This is a genomic window from Erythrobacter fulvus, from assembly GCF_028595285.1.
GTDB lineage: Bacteria > Pseudomonadota > Alphaproteobacteria > Sphingomonadales > Sphingomonadaceae > Erythrobacter > Erythrobacter fulvus.
Map to the genome: position 1 here is coordinate 70,353 of NZ_JAQQXQ010000002.1, position 15,796 is coordinate 86,148.

General features: G+C 66.1%; 20 protein-coding genes. 6 read left to right on the forward strand and 14 right to left on the reverse strand.

The features are described from left to right. Positions 1–17 precede the first annotated feature (17 nt). On the reverse strand, positions 18–1,505 hold the full coding sequence (gene xseA, locus OIK40_RS03210) for an exodeoxyribonuclease VII large subunit (protein ID WP_273676168.1): 1,488 nt from the start codon (positions 1,503–1,505) through the stop codon (positions 18–20). Between xseA and purD the strand changes: the two genes are divergently transcribed. The 3 genes from purD (at position 1,504) to OIK40_RS03225 (ending at position 4,112) form a co-directional block, all read left to right on the forward strand. Further along, on the forward strand, positions 1,504–2,784 hold the full coding sequence (purD, locus tag OIK40_RS03215; RefSeq protein WP_273676170.1) for a phosphoribosylamine--glycine ligase: 1,281 nt from the start codon (positions 1,504–1,506) through the stop codon (positions 2,782–2,784). The genes xseA and purD overlap by 2 nt on opposite strands. Positions 2,785–2,828: 44 nt before the next feature. Continuing rightward, entirely contained in the window at positions 2,829–3,212 is a 384-nt protein-coding gene (locus OIK40_RS03220) for a cytochrome c family protein (protein WP_273676172.1), read from the forward strand. Positions 3,213–3,293: 81 nt separating this feature from the next. Then, entirely contained in the window at positions 3,294–4,112 is an 819-nt protein-coding gene (locus tag OIK40_RS03225; RefSeq protein WP_273676174.1) for a hypothetical protein, read from the forward strand. A 16-nt stretch (positions 4,113–4,128) separates the two neighbouring features. On the opposite strand, the gene OIK40_RS03230 is transcribed toward OIK40_RS03225, so the two are convergent. Continuing rightward, positions 4,129–5,130 (reverse strand): adenosine kinase, encoded by a 1,002-nt coding sequence (locus OIK40_RS03230; protein WP_273676176.1) that lies wholly within the window; start codon positions 5,128–5,130, stop codon positions 4,129–4,131. Positions 5,131–5,257: 127 nt separating this feature from the next. Here OIK40_RS03230 and OIK40_RS03235 point away from each other — a divergent pair, with 127 nt between their 5' ends. From OIK40_RS03235 to OIK40_RS03245, 3 genes are all read left to right on the forward strand, one after another. Next, on the forward strand, positions 5,258–5,947 hold the full coding sequence (locus OIK40_RS03235; protein ID WP_273676178.1) for an EI24 domain-containing protein: 690 nt from the start codon (positions 5,258–5,260) through the stop codon (positions 5,945–5,947). Next, complete coding sequence (locus tag OIK40_RS03240) at positions 5,944–6,330, forward strand: hypothetical protein (protein ID WP_273676180.1); 387 nt, start codon at positions 5,944–5,946, stop codon at positions 6,328–6,330. The genes OIK40_RS03235 and OIK40_RS03240 overlap by 4 nt, the downstream gene beginning before the upstream one ends. Positions 6,331–6,447: 117 nt before the next feature. After that, a complete protein-coding gene (locus OIK40_RS03245) occupies positions 6,448–7,389 on the forward strand; it encodes a hypothetical protein (RefSeq protein WP_273676182.1) in 942 nt (313 codons plus the stop codon). Between the two features lie 4 nt (positions 7,390–7,393). On the opposite strand, the gene OIK40_RS03250 is transcribed toward OIK40_RS03245, so the two are convergent. The 12 genes from OIK40_RS03250 to OIK40_RS03305 form a co-directional block, all read right to left on the reverse strand. Beyond that, complete coding sequence (locus tag OIK40_RS03250) at positions 7,394–7,726, reverse strand: hypothetical protein (RefSeq protein ID WP_273676183.1); 333 nt, start codon at positions 7,724–7,726, stop codon at positions 7,394–7,396. A 43-nt stretch (positions 7,727–7,769) separates the two neighbouring features. Beyond that, positions 7,770–8,135 carry a HesB/IscA family protein gene (locus OIK40_RS03255; RefSeq protein WP_273676184.1) on the reverse strand — a complete coding sequence of 122 codons (366 nt, stop codon included), beginning with the start codon at positions 8,133–8,135 and terminating at the stop codon, positions 7,770–7,772. Beyond that, positions 8,132–8,629, reverse strand: coding sequence for a GNAT family N-acetyltransferase (locus tag OIK40_RS03260; RefSeq protein WP_273676186.1), 498 nt, complete (start codon positions 8,627–8,629; stop codon positions 8,132–8,134). The genes OIK40_RS03255 and OIK40_RS03260 overlap by 4 nt, the downstream gene beginning before the upstream one ends. Before the next feature lie 5 nt (positions 8,630–8,634). Beyond that, positions 8,635–9,099 (reverse strand): SUF system Fe-S cluster assembly protein, encoded by a 465-nt coding sequence (locus OIK40_RS03265; protein ID WP_273676188.1) that lies wholly within the window; start codon positions 9,097–9,099, stop codon positions 8,635–8,637. 5 nt (positions 9,100–9,104) lie between these two features. Beyond that, the gene (locus tag OIK40_RS03270) at positions 9,105–10,280 is read right to left on the reverse strand and encodes a cysteine desulfurase (protein WP_374211780.1); all 1,176 of its coding nucleotides are present in this window, start codon (positions 10,278–10,280) and stop codon (positions 9,105–9,107) included. A 47-nt stretch (positions 10,281–10,327) separates the two neighbouring features. Next, positions 10,328–11,083 carry a SufD family Fe-S cluster assembly protein gene (locus OIK40_RS03275; RefSeq protein WP_273676190.1) on the reverse strand — a complete coding sequence of 252 codons (756 nt, stop codon included), beginning with the start codon at positions 11,081–11,083 and terminating at the stop codon, positions 10,328–10,330. Then, a complete protein-coding gene (gene sufC / locus OIK40_RS03280; protein WP_273676192.1) occupies positions 11,080–11,823 on the reverse strand; it encodes a Fe-S cluster assembly ATPase SufC in 744 nt (247 codons plus the stop codon). The genes OIK40_RS03275 and sufC overlap by 4 nt, the downstream gene beginning before the upstream one ends. Continuing rightward, entirely contained in the window at positions 11,823–12,347 is a 525-nt protein-coding gene (locus OIK40_RS03285; protein WP_273676195.1) for a hypothetical protein, read from the reverse strand. The genes sufC and OIK40_RS03285 overlap by 1 nt, the downstream gene beginning before the upstream one ends. Beyond that, entirely contained in the window at positions 12,344–12,898 is a 555-nt protein-coding gene (locus tag OIK40_RS03290) for a DUF559 domain-containing protein (RefSeq protein WP_273676197.1), read from the reverse strand. The genes OIK40_RS03285 and OIK40_RS03290 overlap by 4 nt, the downstream gene beginning before the upstream one ends. Then, positions 12,895–14,376 carry a Fe-S cluster assembly protein SufB gene (gene sufB / locus OIK40_RS03295; RefSeq protein ID WP_273676199.1) on the reverse strand — a complete coding sequence of 494 codons (1,482 nt, stop codon included), beginning with the start codon at positions 14,374–14,376 and terminating at the stop codon, positions 12,895–12,897. Before sufB ends, OIK40_RS03290 begins: the two co-directional genes overlap by 4 nt. Further along, positions 14,373–14,807: an SUF system Fe-S cluster assembly regulator gene (locus OIK40_RS03300; protein ID WP_273676201.1), complete on the reverse strand. Its 435-nt coding sequence runs from the start codon at positions 14,805–14,807 to the stop codon at positions 14,373–14,375. Before OIK40_RS03300 ends, sufB begins: the two co-directional genes overlap by 4 nt. A gap of 96 nt (positions 14,808–14,903) precedes the next feature. Then, positions 14,904–15,767, reverse strand: coding sequence for an AraC family transcriptional regulator (locus tag OIK40_RS03305; protein WP_273676203.1), 864 nt, complete (start codon positions 15,765–15,767; stop codon positions 14,904–14,906). Positions 15,768–15,796 lie beyond the last annotated feature (29 nt).

Here is a 15,796-nt window from a genome sequence, read left to right on the forward strand (position 1 = left end):
CCGATAGCACCGTGTCGCTAACCGAACAAATCTTCTTGCGTCGGGCCGGGGCCGGAACGCTTTGGCAGCGGAGCCGGACGGGGTTTGGGGGCGGGAGGCGCGCTGCCTGCGAGCACGGCATCGAGCGTGCCGTCGCGGAATTGCAGCACCAGCGCCGCCTCGCCCGCCGCCTCGGCACGCGTGGTCAGCGCCTTGCCCGCTGCATCGCGGATGATGGCATAACCGCGCTCCAGCGGCTTTTCGGGGTGAAGCTGGCTCATCACCCGCGTCAGCGCGGCGAGCCGGTCGGCCCCTGATTTCAGCGGCCGTTCGACCAGCGCGGGGCCGAGCCGCGCACGCTCCAGCCGCCGCTGCGCCTCGCCGGCGCTGCGGGTCAGCAGGCTCGGAGAGAGCCGCGCGGCGACTCCGGCGAGCCGCTCGCGTCCCTTGGACGACCTTTCGCCCAGCCCGCGCCGCAGCCGTTCGGCCAGATCGTCGAGCCGCTGGGCCTGAGGTTGCAACAGGTTTTCCGGCCTGGGGAGCAATCGCGCCCGGCTCTCCAACCGCTCACGCCCCAGTTCGACCGGGCGGTACACCGCGCGCCGCTGGCGGGTACCGAGATCGGACAGGGTGAAGGCGAGATCGGCGCGCACCGGCACCGCCATTTCCGCGGCGGCGGTGGGCGTGGGCGCACGGCGATCAGCGGCGAAATCGGCCAGCGTGGTGTCGGTTTCATGGCCGACGGCGGAGATCACCGGGATCGAGCATTCGGCGATGGCGCGCACCACCACCTCCTCGTTGAAGCTCCACAGATCCTCAATCGAGCCGCCCCCGCGGGCAACGATCACCACGTCGGGGCGTGGGATCGTGCCGCCGGGTTCGAGGCCCGAGAATCCCCGCACCGCCGCCGCCACCTGCTCCGCCGCGCCTTGCCCCTGCACCAGCACCGGCCAGACGACGACATGCGAAGGGAAGCGATCCGCCAGCCGGTGGAGAATATCGCGGATTACTGCGCCGGTGGGCGACGTCACCACACCGATCACCTGCGGCAGAAACGGCAAGCGGCGCTTGCGGCGCTCGTCGAACAGGCCCTCTGCCGCAAGCCTTGCGCGGGTCTTCTCCAGCAGCGCCAGCAAGGCGCCTTCGCCCGCCAATTCGAGGCTATCGATCACGATCTGGTATTTCGAGCGGCCCGGATAGGTCGTCAGCTTGCCGGTGGCGATCACCTCCAGCCCGTCTTCCGCGCGGAAATTGAGGCGGGCGGCATTGCCCTTCCACATCACCCCGTCGAGCACCGCGCCCTCATCCTTCAGCGCGCAGTAGAAATGGCCCGAGGCCGCCCGCTTCACCCCCGAAAGCTCGCCGCGCAGGCGGACGTAGCCGAAGCGGTCTTCCACCGTGCGCTTCAGCAGCGCGGAAATCTCGCTGATGGTCAGCGGCTGCGCATTGTCGCCCTGCCGCTCACGCGCTACCAGCCCGGCATCGTTAAGACCGCTTGGGTCATCACTGGTCGGCGGAGGAGCCATGAATATCCTGCTTCTGGGTTCGGGAGGCCGCGAACATGCGCTGGCGTGGAAGCTGGCGCAATCCCCCGCCTGCACCCGGCTTTACGCTGCCCCCGGAAATCCCGGCATCGCCGAGGAAGCCGAGCTGGTGGCGCTCGATGCGACCGACCACGGCGCGGTGATCGCCTTTTGTGAGGCGCATGAGATCGGCCTCGTCGTGATCGGGCCGGAAGCGCCGCTGGTGGACGGGCTGTCGGACGCCCTGCGCGAAGCGGGCGTGCCGGTGTTCGGTCCGTCGCAGGCCGCCGCGCAGCTTGAAGGCTCCAAGGGTTTCACCAAGGACCTCTGCGCCCGCGCGGGCATCCCGACCGCAGGATACGTGCGCACATCCTCGCTGGAGGAAGCCCGCGCCGCGCTTGCGCGCTTTGCCGCCCCTTACGTGCTCAAGGCCGATGGCCTCGCGGCAGGCAAGGGCGTGGTGATCGCCGCGACGCTCGAAGAGGCCGAGGCGGCGCTCGCCGACATGTTCGGCGGAGCTTTCGGCGGCGCGGGCGCGCAGGTGGTGATCGAAGAATTCATGCAAGGCGAGGAAGCCAGCTTCTTCGCGCTGACCGACGGCACCACCATCGTCCCCTTCGGATCGGCACAGGATCACAAGCGCGTCGGCGACGGCGATGTGGGGCCGAATACCGGCGGGATGGGCGCCTATTCCCCCGCGCCGGTGCTGACGCCGGAATTGCAGGCCCGCGTCATGGCAGAAATCATCGAGCCCACGGTGCGGACGATGCGCGAGGATGGGAACCCCTATCAGGGCGTGCTCTTCGCCGGGCTGATGCTGACGGCGGACGGCCCCAAGCTGATCGAATACAACGCCCGCTTCGGCGATCCCGAATGCCAAGTGCTGATGATGCGATTGGAGAGCGATCTCGTCACGCTGATGCTGGCCTGCGCCAAGGGCACGCTCGCGGGTGTCGAAGTCGCCCTTAGCAGCGAGACTGCGCTGACCGTCGTGATGGCCGCCAAGGGCTACCCCGGCACGCCCGAAAAGGGCGGCGCGATTGATCTGAACGACACCGAGGCGAACAGCGCGAAGATCTTCCACGCGGGCACCGCGCTGAAAGACGGCGCGCTGGTGGCGAACGGCGGGCGGGTGCTCAACGTCACCGCGATGGGCCGCAACGTCACCGAAGCACAGCGGATTGCCTACGAGGCGGTCGACAGGATATCCTTCCCCACCGGCTTCTGCCGCCGCGACATCGGCTGGCGCGAAGTGGCGCGCGAGGCGTCGGAGCGAAATTGATCCCGATCAAGGAAAGCGGGGCGGACAGAGAGGATAAGAACAACATGACCTATCGCCTCACCTTCGTCGCCCCCTTCGCGCTGCTCGCGCTCGCCGCCTGCCAGACCGCCGGCACCGACAACCCGCCGCCGATGGTGGGCAAGCGCACCGCGCCGTCCGCCGACACACGCGCGCCCGCCTTTGTCGAGGCGGCCTGCGGCGGTTGCCATGCCGTCGAACCGCCGTTCCTCTCGCCCAACCCCGCCTCGCCCAGTTTCGCCGCGATCGCCAACCGCAGCGGCCTGTCGGAAAAGTCGCTCGCCGACTGGCTGGCCGAAGCGCACAACTATCCCGAGGATATGGATTTCACGCTCACCCGCGCGCAGATCGACCAGATCGCGCATTACATGGTGAGCCTGCGCAAGGCCGGATACGTCCCCGACGAGTGACGGATGCCGCAGGTGCTTGCTTAACGCGGTTGCAGAACTGTGTTACCTTCCCTTCGGTCGCGTTCGAGAAGGGGGGTCTCGATGCCTTATCGCCATGCACATTACTTCGTTGGCTTTGTTCTATTCGTAATCGTCGTTGGCTTCTGGGCCAGCTATTTCTCCATCGCCGGAGGGGTGCCGCTTGCATTCCATGTTCATGCGGTGTCATCGATGACGTGGCTTGGCCTGCTTATCGCACAGCATGTGGCGATCCATCGCCGCGCCAATGAAATGCACAAGCAAATGGGCTTGGCGAGCTTCGCGCTGTTCCCGTTCCTGATCCTCGGCTTTGTGATGATCATCAACGTCACAGCGGAAAGGTTCACGGTGCAGCCGAGCGATTTCGCATTGTATATCGCTCCGGCTTTCGGGGTCGCGATGGCAATTGCGATCGCTGCCTATCTGACGCTGTTCTATCTGGCGCTCAAGCACCGGAGAAACGTGAAGCTGCACGCAGGGTACATGCTGGCGACGCCGCTGATCCTGTTCGAATCGCCCTTCGGCCGGTTCATGGACACGCTTTTCCCGGCGTGGAACATCATCGGAAGCGAGGGGCCGCATGCCATCCTCGACGGCATCGTATTGTCTGACGCAATCGCGATCATCTTTGCCATGACGCTGTATTTCATGAACCGTAAGCATGGCGCACCGTGGCTCATCGCCTCGGCCTTTATGGCGCTGCAAGCGGTGGTGACGTGGTTTGCGCCGTCGATGCCGCTTTTGAGCAGCGCCTTCGGGGCCTATGCTGCGATCCCGCCGGCGCTAACCATGGCATTAGGAGTCTTCGCCGGCGGGGCAACTGTCTGGCTCGGGTGGGAGGCCGGAAAGCCGCCGCGCAAACACGTTCCGCAGCCTGCCTGAGAGGACTGAGAGGACTTTAAAGCCGCTCTTCCATCAGCGCGATCATATCCGCTTCGGGCCGCGGGCCGTAATGCGCGATCACTTCCGACGCGCAGATCGCTCCGCGCTTGAGGCAGCGGGTGAGCGGTTCGCCCTTGGCATAGCCCGAAAGGAAGCCGGCAGCGAACTGGTCGCCCGCGCCGGTGGTGTCGACCACCTTGACCACCGGGACGGCCGCCACTTCGGCGCGCTCGCCGTGGGCAATCGCGACCGCGCCTTTTTCGCTGCGGGTGGCGACCAGCACCGGCACCTTGCCCGCGACCGCCGCGAGGCCCGCCTCGAAATCGTCCTCGCCGGTCAGCGTCGCCAGCTCGCTTTCGTTGACGAACAGGATGTCGATCACGCCATCATCGATCATCGCGCGGAAATCGTCGCCGTGGCGATCGATCACGAAGCTTTCGGACGCGGTGAAGGCGACCTTGCGTCCGGCCTCGCGTGCGACCTCGATCGCCCGGCGCATTGCGCGGCGGGGCTCTTCGGGATCCCACAGATAGCCTTCGAGGTAGAGAATCGCGCCGCTGGCGATCAGATCTTCATCGAGCGCGGCGGCGGGCAGGAACTGGCCTGCACCGAGGAAGGTGTTCATCGTCCGCTCGCCATCGGGCGTCACGAAGATCAGCACGCGGCCGGTCGCCGGCTCGCCTTCGCGTGCAGGAGTATCGAAATCGATGCCGGTGGCACGCATGTCGTGGCGGAACACCTTGCCGAGCTGGTCGTCGGCGACCTGGCCGATGAAAGCGCATTGCAGGCCGAGCGTGGCCAGCCCCGCCAACGTGTTTGCCGCCGAACCGCCCGAAAGCTCGCGCGCCGGGGGCATCGCCTCGTAAAGTTCCTCGGCCCGCGCCTCGTCGATCAGGGTCATGCCGCCGCGATTGAGATCGAGCTCCTCGATCAGCTCCTCCTCGCAGGAAGCAATCACGTCGACCACGGCATTGCCGATGGCGATCACGTCGTAACGGGGCGGGGTGGTTTCGGGCACGGGCAGGTTCCTCGGGAAAAAGTCTGCGCGCCGCCTAGCCGCCTTCTCCGCTCACGCCAAGCATCTGTGTGCGGTGCAGCGCGGCTGCGTTGACTTCGGGCGGGCATCCCCGCATCGACCGGAGACCATGACCGCCGTTCCCGCCGCGCTTGCGAAAGCATTCGGCCAGCTTGCCGACCGCGCCGTGCTGCGCGTGATCGCCAAGAGCGTCGGCATCACGCTGGCGCTGTTCGGCCTGCTCGGTGCGGGGCTCTATCTTGCGCTCGCCGAACTCGCGGGGCGCGTCGGCGTCCATGCAGGCTGGGCCGGGGTGCTTGCGGTGCTGCTGGTGCCGGTGGCGATCTGGCTGTTGTTCCGGATTGTGGCGCTCGCGGTGCTGCAATTCTTTGCCGACGAGATCGTGGCGGCGGTCGAAGCGCGGCACTATCCGGCGCGGGCAGCCGGGGCGCAGACCCTGCCGTTGCGGCGCGAGCTCGGCATCGCGGTCAAGGGGCTGGCACGGGCGCTGGGCTACAACCTGCTCGCGCTGCCGGTGGCAGGCGTGCTGGCCTTTACCGCAATCGGCCCGGCACTGGTGTTCCTTGCCGTCAACGCCGTGTTGCTGGGCCGCGAGCTGACCGAGATGACGTGGCTGCGTCATTGCGGCGGCGATGTTCGGGGCAATCCCGCGCCGCAGCCGGAACGGTTCCTGCTCGGCGCAGCCATTGCCGGGCTGATGCTGGTGCCGCTCGTCAATCTCGTCGCGCCAGTGCTGGGAGCGGCGGCAGGAACGCATCTGGTGTTGCGGCGGCTGGAGCAGGGAGTGCAAGGGCAATGAAGAGAGGCAGCCTTTTCCCCGTTGCGCTGGCGGCTGTGCTGGCGGGATGTGCGGGCGGCGGGGGTAAGCCCGCTCCGGCCTCGGCTCCGTCGCGCACCGGCGTGGTGCGGGTGCCGCAGGTCATGGCCCCGCAAGGGCTGGAAGGCGTGATCGGGCAGGACGCTGCGACACTTACCCGGCGCTTCGGCGTCCCGCGGCTCGACGTGGCAGAAGGCGATGCGCGCAAGCTGCAATTCGGCGGCGCCAGCTGCGTGCTCGACATCTACCTCTATCCGCAGCGTCCCGGCATCCCGCCGGTCGCCGCGCATGTCGAGGCGCGGCTGCGAAAGGGCGGTGCAGCGGTGGATCGCGGGGCCTGCATCCGCGAGATTGAAAACCGCTAGTCGCGGCGATTTCCGCGCCGCGCGGTCTGGCCACCGCGCTCGAAATCGCTCCGGTAACCCCGTCTTAAGCCTGTTCGTGGCATGAGCGATCCCGAACCTAGGGGATTTGACTGCGCCATGACCACGCATTTCATCGAGCTCGCCCAGCGCGCCGCCGCAGACGGACAGGTAACCGCCGAGGAGCTACTGGCGCTCCGCCGGCAGGGCTGGGGCGATGGCATCATCACCCGCGAAGAGGCCGAGGCGCTGTTCGCGCTCAACAACGCGCTGGAGGAACGCAGCCAGGCGTGGGTCGATTTCTTCGTTGAAGCAATCGGCGAACACGTACTCAACGGCACCCCGCCGCGTCTGCAATGCTCCGATGCCGAAGCCGAATGGCTGATCGCCCAGATCGATCATGACGGCATCGTCGAAAGCATGGCCGAGCTGGAATGCATGGTGCGCATCATCGAGCGCGCCGAAAACACCCCCGACCGGCTCAAGAGCTACGTGCTGGCGCAGGTCGAGCGCGAGGTGCTGAACGGCACCGGCCCGACCCGCTGCGGCGGCGAGCTTTCGGCGACCCACATCAGCGCCGCCGAATGCCGCATTATCCGCCGGGTGATCTTCGCCAGCGGTGGTCACGGCCCGGCGGCGGTGACCCGCTTCGATGCCGAGATGCTGTTCCGCCTGAAGGACGAGACCCTCGCCGAGGAAAACGCCGCCGAGTGGGACGATCTGTTCGTCGACGGGGTGGCCAATTACCTCAAGGGCTTCGCGCTGGAAAATGCGCAAGTCAGCCACGAACGCAAGCTGGAGCTGGAAGCCTTCGCTGCCGACAACACGCCCAATGTCGCGCGCTTCATGGGCAAGGTCGCGCGCGAGGCACCACAGATCGGCAACCATTTCGGCAAGGTGTTCGGCAAGCGTCAGGGTGCCCCCGATTACGCCGCACTCGCCGCGAAGGGCGAGGCCGTGACCGATCACGAAAGCGAATGGCTGGAAAAGATGATCGGCGCCGATGGCGAGATCGACGAACTGGAAAGCCGTCTGCTCGCGCGGATCGCGGCGGAAGGTTGATCGCCTAGCTTTCGAAATCGAGCGGGGCGGCGGCACCGCCCTGTTTGGGCAGCGGGCCGCCTGGCGGAACGGCCGGGACGGGAAGGCCGCTTTCGGGCGGCTTGCGGCGTTTGGTGCGATAAGCCCCGCCCTGCAAACGATCGAGCGCGGCGTTGAAATGCACGATTTCGGCCTTGAGCATGATCCGCTCGCTCTGGTCATCGGTCGCGGCGAGCCGCGCTTCGAGCGCCGCAACCTCGCCGGTCAGCCGGTCGACAATCGCCTGCAACTCGCGCGCACGCTGGGCCTTGAGTTCCTCGACCCTTTGAAGCGGATTGTTTTCACTGCGCTTTGCCACATAGGTGTTATATCACACCAACACAGCACTGGCGAGTCCCGCCTCAGACCATGAAGCTCTCGCCGCAGCCGCAGGCGCCCTTGGCGTTGGGGTTTTCGAACACGAAACCGGCGGTGAAATCATCCTCGCGCCAGTCCATCACACTGCCGATCAGGTAGAGTACGCTCGCCCCGTCGATATAGAATACCCCGCCGGGGGTGACGATCTTCTCGTCGAACTTGGCTTCCTCGGTGACGTAATCGACCGAATAGGCGAGGCCCGAACAGCCGCGCCGCGGGGTCGACAGCTTGACGCCGATCGCGTCTTCGGGGGCCTTGCCCATCAGTTCGGCAATGCGCGCCTCGGCCGAGGGCGTCAGAGTGACGGCAGCCTTGGGGGCGGGGCGAGAAGTCGTGGTGGTCTCGGTCATGTCAGCCTCTTCTGCCAGAACAGCGCGTGCCCGGTGGCGGGATCGAGCTGGTAATCGCCATAGCCTTCGCGGGCATAAAGATGGCGCGCCGGATTGCCGCTCAGCACCTCCAATGTGATCTTGCAGGCCCCGCGCTTCAAGGCCTCGGCCTCGATTGCGGCGAGCAGCGCCTTGCCGATCCCTCCGCCGCGCGCGTCCGGAAGCACCGCGAGATCATGGATATTGACGAGCGGCGCGGCGGCGAAGGTCGAATATCCCATGAAGCAGTTGGCAAGGCCGACCGCTTCCCCGTCAAGCCGCGCTATCAAAGAAAAGGCGTGGGGATTGGCCGCCAGATCGCCCGCCAGCCGCGCCTTCACATTCTCTGCCAGCGGCTCACCCCCACCCATCGGATCGCGGGCATAGGCATCGAGCAGCGCCACCACATCCGCCCCATCGCGCGGGTCGGTGTAATCGGCGAGACCGATGGTAAGGGCGGGCGCGCTCGAGAGCATGGGCGTCAAAGCATCCCCAGTTCGAGCCGCGCCTCGTCGCTCATCTTGTGCGGGCCCCACGGCGGATCCCACACCAGCACCACTTCAGCGTCGCGGATGCCGGGCACAGAAGTGACGCGCATTTCGACTTCGCCCGGCATGGTCTCGGCCACCGGACAATGCGGCGTGGTGAGCGTCATGGTGACGGTGGCATCGGCATTGTCGTCCACCTCGACCCCGTAGATCAGGCCCAGATCATAGATATTGACCGGGATTTCCGGGTCATAGATCTCGCGCAGCGCCTCGATCACCGCTTCCTGCAACGGGCTGCCATCGCCGCCGACAGCATCGGGAGCGGGCTTGGCGGCAAGAAAGCCGTCGAGATAGTCGCGGGTGCGCGGGGCTTCGATCTCGGCATCGACCGCGTCCTCGACCCGGGCGCGGGGCGGCTTTGCGGGGGCAGTGTCCGAATGATCGGCAGAGCTGTCCATGGCTCTCATCCTCTTCCAAAAATGCGGCGGGTGCGGGCAATCCCGGCCATCAGCGCGTCGATATCGGCTTCGGTCGAATAGATGCCGAAGCTGGCGCGTGCGGTGGCGGGAATGCCGAGATAGTCCATCAGCGGCTGGGCGCAGTGGTGGCCCGCGCGGATCGCGACATTGCTTTCATCCAGGATCGTGCCGAGATCATGCGGGTGGATGTCGCCCACCGCGAAGCTGACGATCCCGGCGCTGTCGGCAGGGCCGAACAGGCGCACGTCGTTCATCGCCGCCAGTTCACGGCGCAGGCGGGCGACCAGCGCCTGCTCATGCGCGTGGATGCGATCAAGCCCGATGCCCTCGACGTAATCGACGGCCGCGGCGAAGGCGATGGCTTCGGTGATTGCAGGTGTCCCTGCTTCGAAACGCTGCGGGGGCGGAGCATAGGTGGTGCGTTCGAAAGTCACCCGGTCGATCATCGCACCGCCACCCTGATAGGGGGGCATGTCCGCGAGGATCTCCGCCTTCGCCCATAGCGCACCAATACCGGTCGGACCGTAGAGTTTGTGCGCTGAAAAGACGTAGAAATCGCAATCGAGCGCGGCAACATCGACACCCATGTGCGGCGCGCTCTGGCACCCGTCGAGCAGCAGCTTGGCGCCGACCTTGTGCGCCATGGCGGCGGCGCGGGGGGCATCGAGCAGCGCGCCGGTGACGTTGGAGACATGGCCGAGCGCAACCAGCTTGTGCCGCTCGGTCAGCATCGCTTCGGCAGCGCCCAAGTCGATGCAGTGGTCATCGGTCAACGGGCAGACGTCGATCACCGCGCCAACTTCTGCCGCCACCATCTGCCAGGGCACGATATTGGAATGGTGCTCGGCCTGAGAGAGCAGGATGCGGTCGCCTGCCTTCAGGTTCGCCCGGCCCCAGGTCTGCGCGACAAGGTTGATTGCCTCGGTCGCGCCGCGCGTGAAGACCAGCTCGTCCTCGTGCCCGCCGATGAAGCCTGCGACCTTGCGCCGCGCCGCCTCGTAAGCGAGCGTCATCTCGGCTGAACGGGCATAGACCCCGCGGTGCACGGTGGCGTAATCCTCGCCCAGCGCGCGGGCCATGGCGTCGATCACGGCGCGCGGCTTCTGCGCGGTGGCAGCCGTATCGAGGTAATGCCACGGCTGGCCGTCATGGGTGACCATGCCGGGGAAGTCGGCGCGCAAATCACGGTCGAAGGTGGCGGGGGCATTCACAGCCTTGCACCCTCCAATGCCGCCAGCGCCGCATCGAGCAGCGTTTCGCGCTCCGCGTCGTCCTCCAGCGCAACGAAGGCATCGCCAACAAAGGCCTGCACCAGCAGACGTTGCGCCGTGGCCGGATCGACCCCGCGCGCCATCATGTAGAAACGCGCGGCTTCGTCGAGTTCGCCCACGGTTGCGCCATGCGCGCACTTCACGTCGTCGGCGAAGATTTCGAGCTGCGGAACGGCATTGGCGCTGGCACCCGCTTCGAGCAGCAGGCCTTTGAAATCCTGCGCCGCGTCGGTCTTTTGCGCGTGGCGCGCGACCTTGATCTCGCCAAGGAAATTGCCGGTGGCGCCCGCCCAATGGACGGCGCGGACGGTCTGGTTGGAGGTCGCCTCGGGCTCGGCATGGACGACCTGAGTCACGAATTCACGGGTCACGCCCGCTCCGCCAATCGTCACTCCGCCGAATTCGAAATGGGCGCCGCGTGCGAGCCGCACTTCCATCTCGACACGGGTGTAATCCCCGCCGGCATTGGTGACGAAGAAGGCCGCATTCGCGCCCTCGCCCAATGTCACGCGCAGCCGGTGCAGTTCGGGCGCGTCGGAGCCGACCACCATGCAGCGCGTCAGGCTTTCGCCCGCAGGCACGGCGATGTCCTGCCACGCATCAAGCGCGTCCGCACCAAGCCGCGCCAGCGCGTCCATATCGGCATAACGCCACGCTTCGTCGCGGCGGGTAGGGAGAGTGGCTGTGGTCACGCCATCACCGAATCATAGCCTTCGGCCTCAAGCCGCAGCGCGAGTTCCGGCCCGCCGGTCTCGACGATCCGGCCACCCGCAAGGATGCTGACCTTGTCGGGCTTCACCACGTCGAGCAGGCGCTGGTAGTGGGTGATCAGCAGCACGCCTTTGTCGGGTGCGCGCATGATAGCGTTGATCCCTGCGCCGACGATCCGCAGCGCGTCGATATCGAGCCCGGAATCGGTCTCGTCCAGCACCGCGAAGGCGGGGTCGAGAATGCCCATCTGCACCATCTCGGCGCGCTTCTTCTCGCCGCCCGAAAAGCCGACATTGACCTGCCGCTTGAGCATTTCCATGTCCATCTTGAGCAACGCGGCCTTGTCCTTGGCAAGCTTCAGGAACTCGCCGCCCGACAGCGGCTCTTCCCCGCGCGCCTTGCGCTGGGCGTTCAGTGCCTCGCGCAGGAACTGGACGTTGGAGACGCCGGGGATTTCGACCGGATACTGGAAACCGAGGAACAGGCCGGCCGCCGCGCGTTCGTGCGGTTCCAGCGCCAGCAGGTCCTGCCCGCGGAACTCCACGTTGCCGCCAGTCACTTCATAGCCCGGCTTGCCGCCCAGCACGTGGGCGAGCGTCGATTTGCCCGCGCCGTTGGGGCCCATGATCGCGTGAATCTCGCCCGCAGGGACATGCAGAGTCAGCCCCTTGAGGATCGGCTTGTCGCCGACGCTGGCGTGAAGATCGGTGATGGTGAGCATTATTGTGCGTCCTTGTCTTTTTGCGAGGCGGCAGCGGCGGTCGCGTCGGTGCGCGCCTTGACCACGCTTGCGTCGCGCAGTTCGATCACCAGCCCCTTGGGCCGGGTGGCTTCGTAATTGGCGCTGGCCGCCTCGGCACCCGCCATGCGCTGGCGGAACTGCTTGTCGAGATCCGCGCCACGCGCGATGTGGATGCGGCCGATATTGGTGAAGAGCTGTTCGATCTCTTCTGCCGTCATGCCGGTTTTCGCCCCTGCCAGAGCAGCGTTGGAATCCGCGACCGCCTTGGCGCGGCGGTCAGCGCAGCGGGGCAGATCGGCGGCGTGTTGCGCCTCGAAATTGGCTGTGCCGGTGACGTTGCGATTGGTGACCGCGAGACAACGGCGATAATCCTGCACATAGGGCTGGATCAGGCGCGGATATTCGACCGTCCAGGTCTCCGGATTGTCGTTCTTCACGGCCACCAGCGCTTCACCGACCGATTGCACGGCGAGCAGCGGAAGGAGGAGAGTGGCGAGGGTCACGTCCGGCTCCGGGGCTTGGGGTTGTCGTCGCGATCCTGCCCGCGCGGCTTGGGGCGCGAATAGGTCTGCTTGGGGTTCGCCGCCTTGTGCGCGCGGGCAGCTTCCTTCCGCTCGGCGATACGTTCGCGCATTGTGATGGTGAGGCGCTTGAGCACTTCGTCCATGTCATTGAGGATATCGGCGGCAGCGATGCGCATCACCTTAATGCCGACCGCTTCGAGGCTCTTGTCGCGACGCTTGGCGAGGGCATCGTTCTGCCCCTCCTCGTCGATCGCCAGCGCGAGGCCGAGGTTGTGGCAGTTGAAATCGACAATCGCGCTGCCGACCACGGCAAAGCGCTTGAAGGTGTAGCGGCCCATGTCGGCGGCGGCGAACTTCGCGGCGAGCGCCTTGTGCGCCTCGGACGAATGGCGCCGCAGCTCGCGCGCCTGTTCGTGCAGCGCATCGAGCCGCTTCTCCGAAATCTCCCACCCGCGGCCCTTCTTCTTGAGCGCGGGGGTTTCGGCGGTGGCAGCCTCGGGGTTGAGGGCGAGGGTTTTGCGCGTGGTCATCCAACCGAGCCTTCCAGTGAAATCGCCAGCAGCTTCTGCGCTTCGACCGCGAACTCCATCGGCAGCTCTTTCAGCACGTCCTTGGCAAAGCCGTTGACGATCAGCGCCACGGCTTCCTCTTCGCCCAGCCCGCGCTGCATCGCGTAGAACAGCTGTTCGTCGCTGATCTTGGAGGTGGTCGCCTCGTGCTCGATCTGCGCGCTGGGGTTCTTCACCTCGATATAGGGCACGGTGTGCGCGCCGCATTGATCGCCGAGCAGCAGGCTGTCGCACTGGGTGAAGTTGCGCACGCCGCTGGCGGTCGGGCCGACGCGGACGAGGCCGCGGTAGGTGTTGTTCGATTTGCCCGCCGAAATCCCCTTGGAGATGATCGTCGAGCGGCTGTTCTTGCCGTTGTGGATCATCTTGGTGCCGGTGTCGGCCTGCTGGTAATTATTGGTGACCGCGACAGAGTAGAACTCGCCCACGCTATCCTCGCCGTTGAGGACGCAGGAGGGGTATTTCCACGTCACCGCCGAGCCGGTTTCGACCTGCGTCCAGCTGACCTTGGAACGGTCCCCCTGGCACAGCGCGCGCTTGGTGACGAAGTTGTAGATGCCGCCCTTGCCCTCGGCATTGCCGGGATACCAGTTCTGCACGGTCGAATACTTGATCTCGGCATCGTCGAGCGCGACCAGTTCCACCACCGCAGCGTGGAGCTGGTTCTCGTCGCGCATCGGCGCGGTGCAGCCTTCGAGGTAGCTGACATAGGCGCCCTTGTCGGCGATGATCAGCGTGCGTTCGAACTGGCCGGTATTCTCGGCATTGATGCGGAAATAGGTCGAAAGCTCCATCGGGCAGCGCACGCCTTCGGGCACATAGACGAAGGTGCCGTCGGAGAAGACCGCGCAGTTCAGCGCCGCGAAGTAGTTGTCGCGCACCGGCACGACCTTCCCGAGCCACTTCTGCACCAGTTCCGGATATTCGCGGATCGCTTCTGAAATCGAGAGGAAGATCACGCCTGCGCGCTTCAATTCCTCGCGGAAGGTGGTCGCAACGCTTACGCTATCGAACACCGCGTCCACCGCGACCTTGCGCGCGCCTTCGACGCCGGCGAGCACTTCCTGCTCCGCCACGGGGATGCCGAGCTTGTCGTAGACCGCCTTGATCTCGGGATCGAGCTCGTCGAGCGACGCGATCGTCGCCTTCTTCTTGGGCGCGGCGTAGTAATAGGCGTCCTGATAATCGATCTTGGGATAGCCGACCTTGGCCCAGTCGGGCTCTTCCATGGTCTGCCACAAGCGGAAGGCCTTCAGCCGCCATTCGAGCATCCATTCGGGCTCGTTCTTCTTGGCGCTGATGAAGCGGACGGTGTCCTCGTTCAGGCCCTTGGGCGCGAATTCGGTGTCGATTTCGGCCGACCAGCCATGCTCGTAATCGGCGACCTTGGCCGCCGCCTCGCGGGCTTCGCGATCTTGCAGATCGGTTTCGTCGCTCATGCCGGATGTTCCTCGAAAGTGATGGGACGCGGGGCGGGGGCGCGCAACTGGGCGAGGGTGATCCCCGCCAGCGCGCCGCGCAGCGCGTTGTTGATGATCGGCCAGTGCGGCTTCATGCTGCACCCGGCCTCGAAATCGCACGGGGTGTGATCGACACATGCAGTGAGCGCGATCGGCCCTTCGACAGCCTCCACGATATCCGCCACGGTAATCGCCGCCGCCGGGCGCCCAAGCTGCAACCCGCCATGCGCCCCGCGCACCGAACGCAGCAGGCCTGCGGCAGTCAGCCTTGAAACGAGCTTCTGCACCGTCGGCACCGGAAGGCCGGTCTCGCTCGCCAGTTCGGCCGCGCTCACCCGCCCGTCACCGCAATGGGCGGCGGCCTGGCACATGGTGATCACGGCGTAATCGGCGAGGTTGGACAGGCGCATTTGCGAGCGGTTCTCAAATCGGACAAAATCGTTCCGATTTCCAATTACGACCGATCTGCTCGGATTTCAACCGCAAAGGCGCCCGTGTGTAGCCATTCAGCCGATCTGGTCACGTATCGGGCCCGCCGTATCGCCATGGCCGCTCGGATCGAGCAGGCCGGCAGACAGCGTCTTGGCGCGCAGCTGGGTGGGTGTGCGCCCGGTGTAGCGGCGAATGTCGCGGATCAGGTGCGCCTGATCGAAGAAGCTCGCAAGCATCCGGTCGCGCAGGGAATCGGGCAGTGTCGGGTTCGCCAGCACCATCGCTGCGCGGATCGCGCGAAAGCGCTTGAGCACCTGCGCGGGCGGCACCCCGAAATAGCGCCGCGAGAGGCGTTGCAGCTGGCGCGGCGAAAGGTCGACCATGGCGTATAGATCGTCCAGCACCGGATCGAGCCCGCTGCCGAGCCAGCGCATGATCGCTTCAACCGTGGCGACATGATCGGGCCGCAGATCGAAGCGCGGGGTGGCAAGCATCTCTCCGATCTGGGCGCACAGCGCGGCTGCCGGAAGCTCTCCCCCAGCGCATTGTGTCGCCGCCGTCTCGAGCGCGGCGCATTGTTCGGGCGAGAAAATCGTCCCGGGCAGCAGCAGCCGGTCATGCACCGCGTCCGCTGGCAGGTGGGCGAGCTCCTGCCAGCCGATCTGGGTAAACGAGGCCCCCACCACCATCGCCGGGCCTTCGAGCACGCAGGACGACGCGCGCAGCTGCGGAGCGTTGATCGCCACGCTGCCCGCCTCAAGTGGCGGGTCGCCGGGCCGGTCGATGACCAGACGGCCGCGGATCATCACGGTCAATTGCGCGGAATAGGCCGGAAGGACTTCCTCGATCCGGGCCTCGTGCGTTTCGATCACGTAAAATGTGTTGATCCGCCCCGCCAGACCGAGCGGCGGGGGGACGAGCTCGAGCTTGAATTGCACCTATGCCTTGTCCGCTTGTGCAGCCCCCT

What these genes read in the sequence shown, in the direction of transcription:
- purD (WP_273676170.1), top strand. Translation starts at nt 1,504, where the DNA reads ATGAATATCCTGCTTCTGGGTTCGGGAGGCCGCGAACATGCGCTGGCG.
- OIK40_RS03255 (WP_273676184.1), bottom strand. Translation starts at nt 8,135, where the DNA reads ATGACCGAGACCACCACGACTTCTCGCCCCGCCCCCAAGGCTGCCGTC.
- OIK40_RS03290 (WP_273676197.1), bottom strand. Translation starts at nt 12,898, where the DNA reads ATGACCACGCGCAAAACCCTCGCCCTCAACCCCGAGGCTGCCACCGCC.
- OIK40_RS03225 (WP_273676174.1), top strand. Translation starts at nt 3,294, where the DNA reads ATGCCTTATCGCCATGCACATTACTTCGTTGGCTTTGTTCTATTCGTA.
- OIK40_RS03265 (WP_273676188.1), bottom strand. Translation starts at nt 9,099, where the DNA reads ATGGACAGCTCTGCCGATCATTCGGACACTGCCCCCGCAAAGCCGCCC.
- OIK40_RS03235 (WP_273676178.1), top strand. Translation starts at nt 5,258, where the DNA reads ATGACCGCCGTTCCCGCCGCGCTTGCGAAAGCATTCGGCCAGCTTGCC.
- OIK40_RS03300 (WP_273676201.1), bottom strand. Translation starts at nt 14,807, where the DNA reads ATGCGCCTGTCCAACCTCGCCGATTACGCCGTGATCACCATGTGCCAG.
- sufB (WP_273676199.1), bottom strand. Translation starts at nt 14,376, where the DNA reads ATGAGCGACGAAACCGATCTGCAAGATCGCGAAGCCCGCGAGGCGGCG.
- OIK40_RS03240 (WP_273676180.1), top strand. Translation starts at nt 5,944, where the DNA reads ATGAAGAGAGGCAGCCTTTTCCCCGTTGCGCTGGCGGCTGTGCTGGCG.
- OIK40_RS03245 (WP_273676182.1), top strand. Translation starts at nt 6,448, where the DNA reads ATGACCACGCATTTCATCGAGCTCGCCCAGCGCGCCGCCGCAGACGGA.
- OIK40_RS03220 (WP_273676172.1), top strand. Translation starts at nt 2,829, where the DNA reads ATGACCTATCGCCTCACCTTCGTCGCCCCCTTCGCGCTGCTCGCGCTC.
- OIK40_RS03270 (WP_374211780.1), bottom strand. Translation starts at nt 10,280, where the DNA reads ATGGTCACCCATGACGGCCAGCCGTGGCATTACCTCGATACGGCTGCC.
- xseA (WP_273676168.1), bottom strand. Translation starts at nt 1,505, where the DNA reads ATGGCTCCTCCGCCGACCAGTGATGACCCAAGCGGTCTTAACGATGCC.
- sufC (WP_273676192.1), bottom strand. Translation starts at nt 11,823, where the DNA reads ATGCTCACCATCACCGATCTTCACGCCAGCGTCGGCGACAAGCCGATC.
- OIK40_RS03260 (WP_273676186.1), bottom strand. Translation starts at nt 8,629, where the DNA reads ATGCTCTCGAGCGCGCCCGCCCTTACCATCGGTCTCGCCGATTACACC.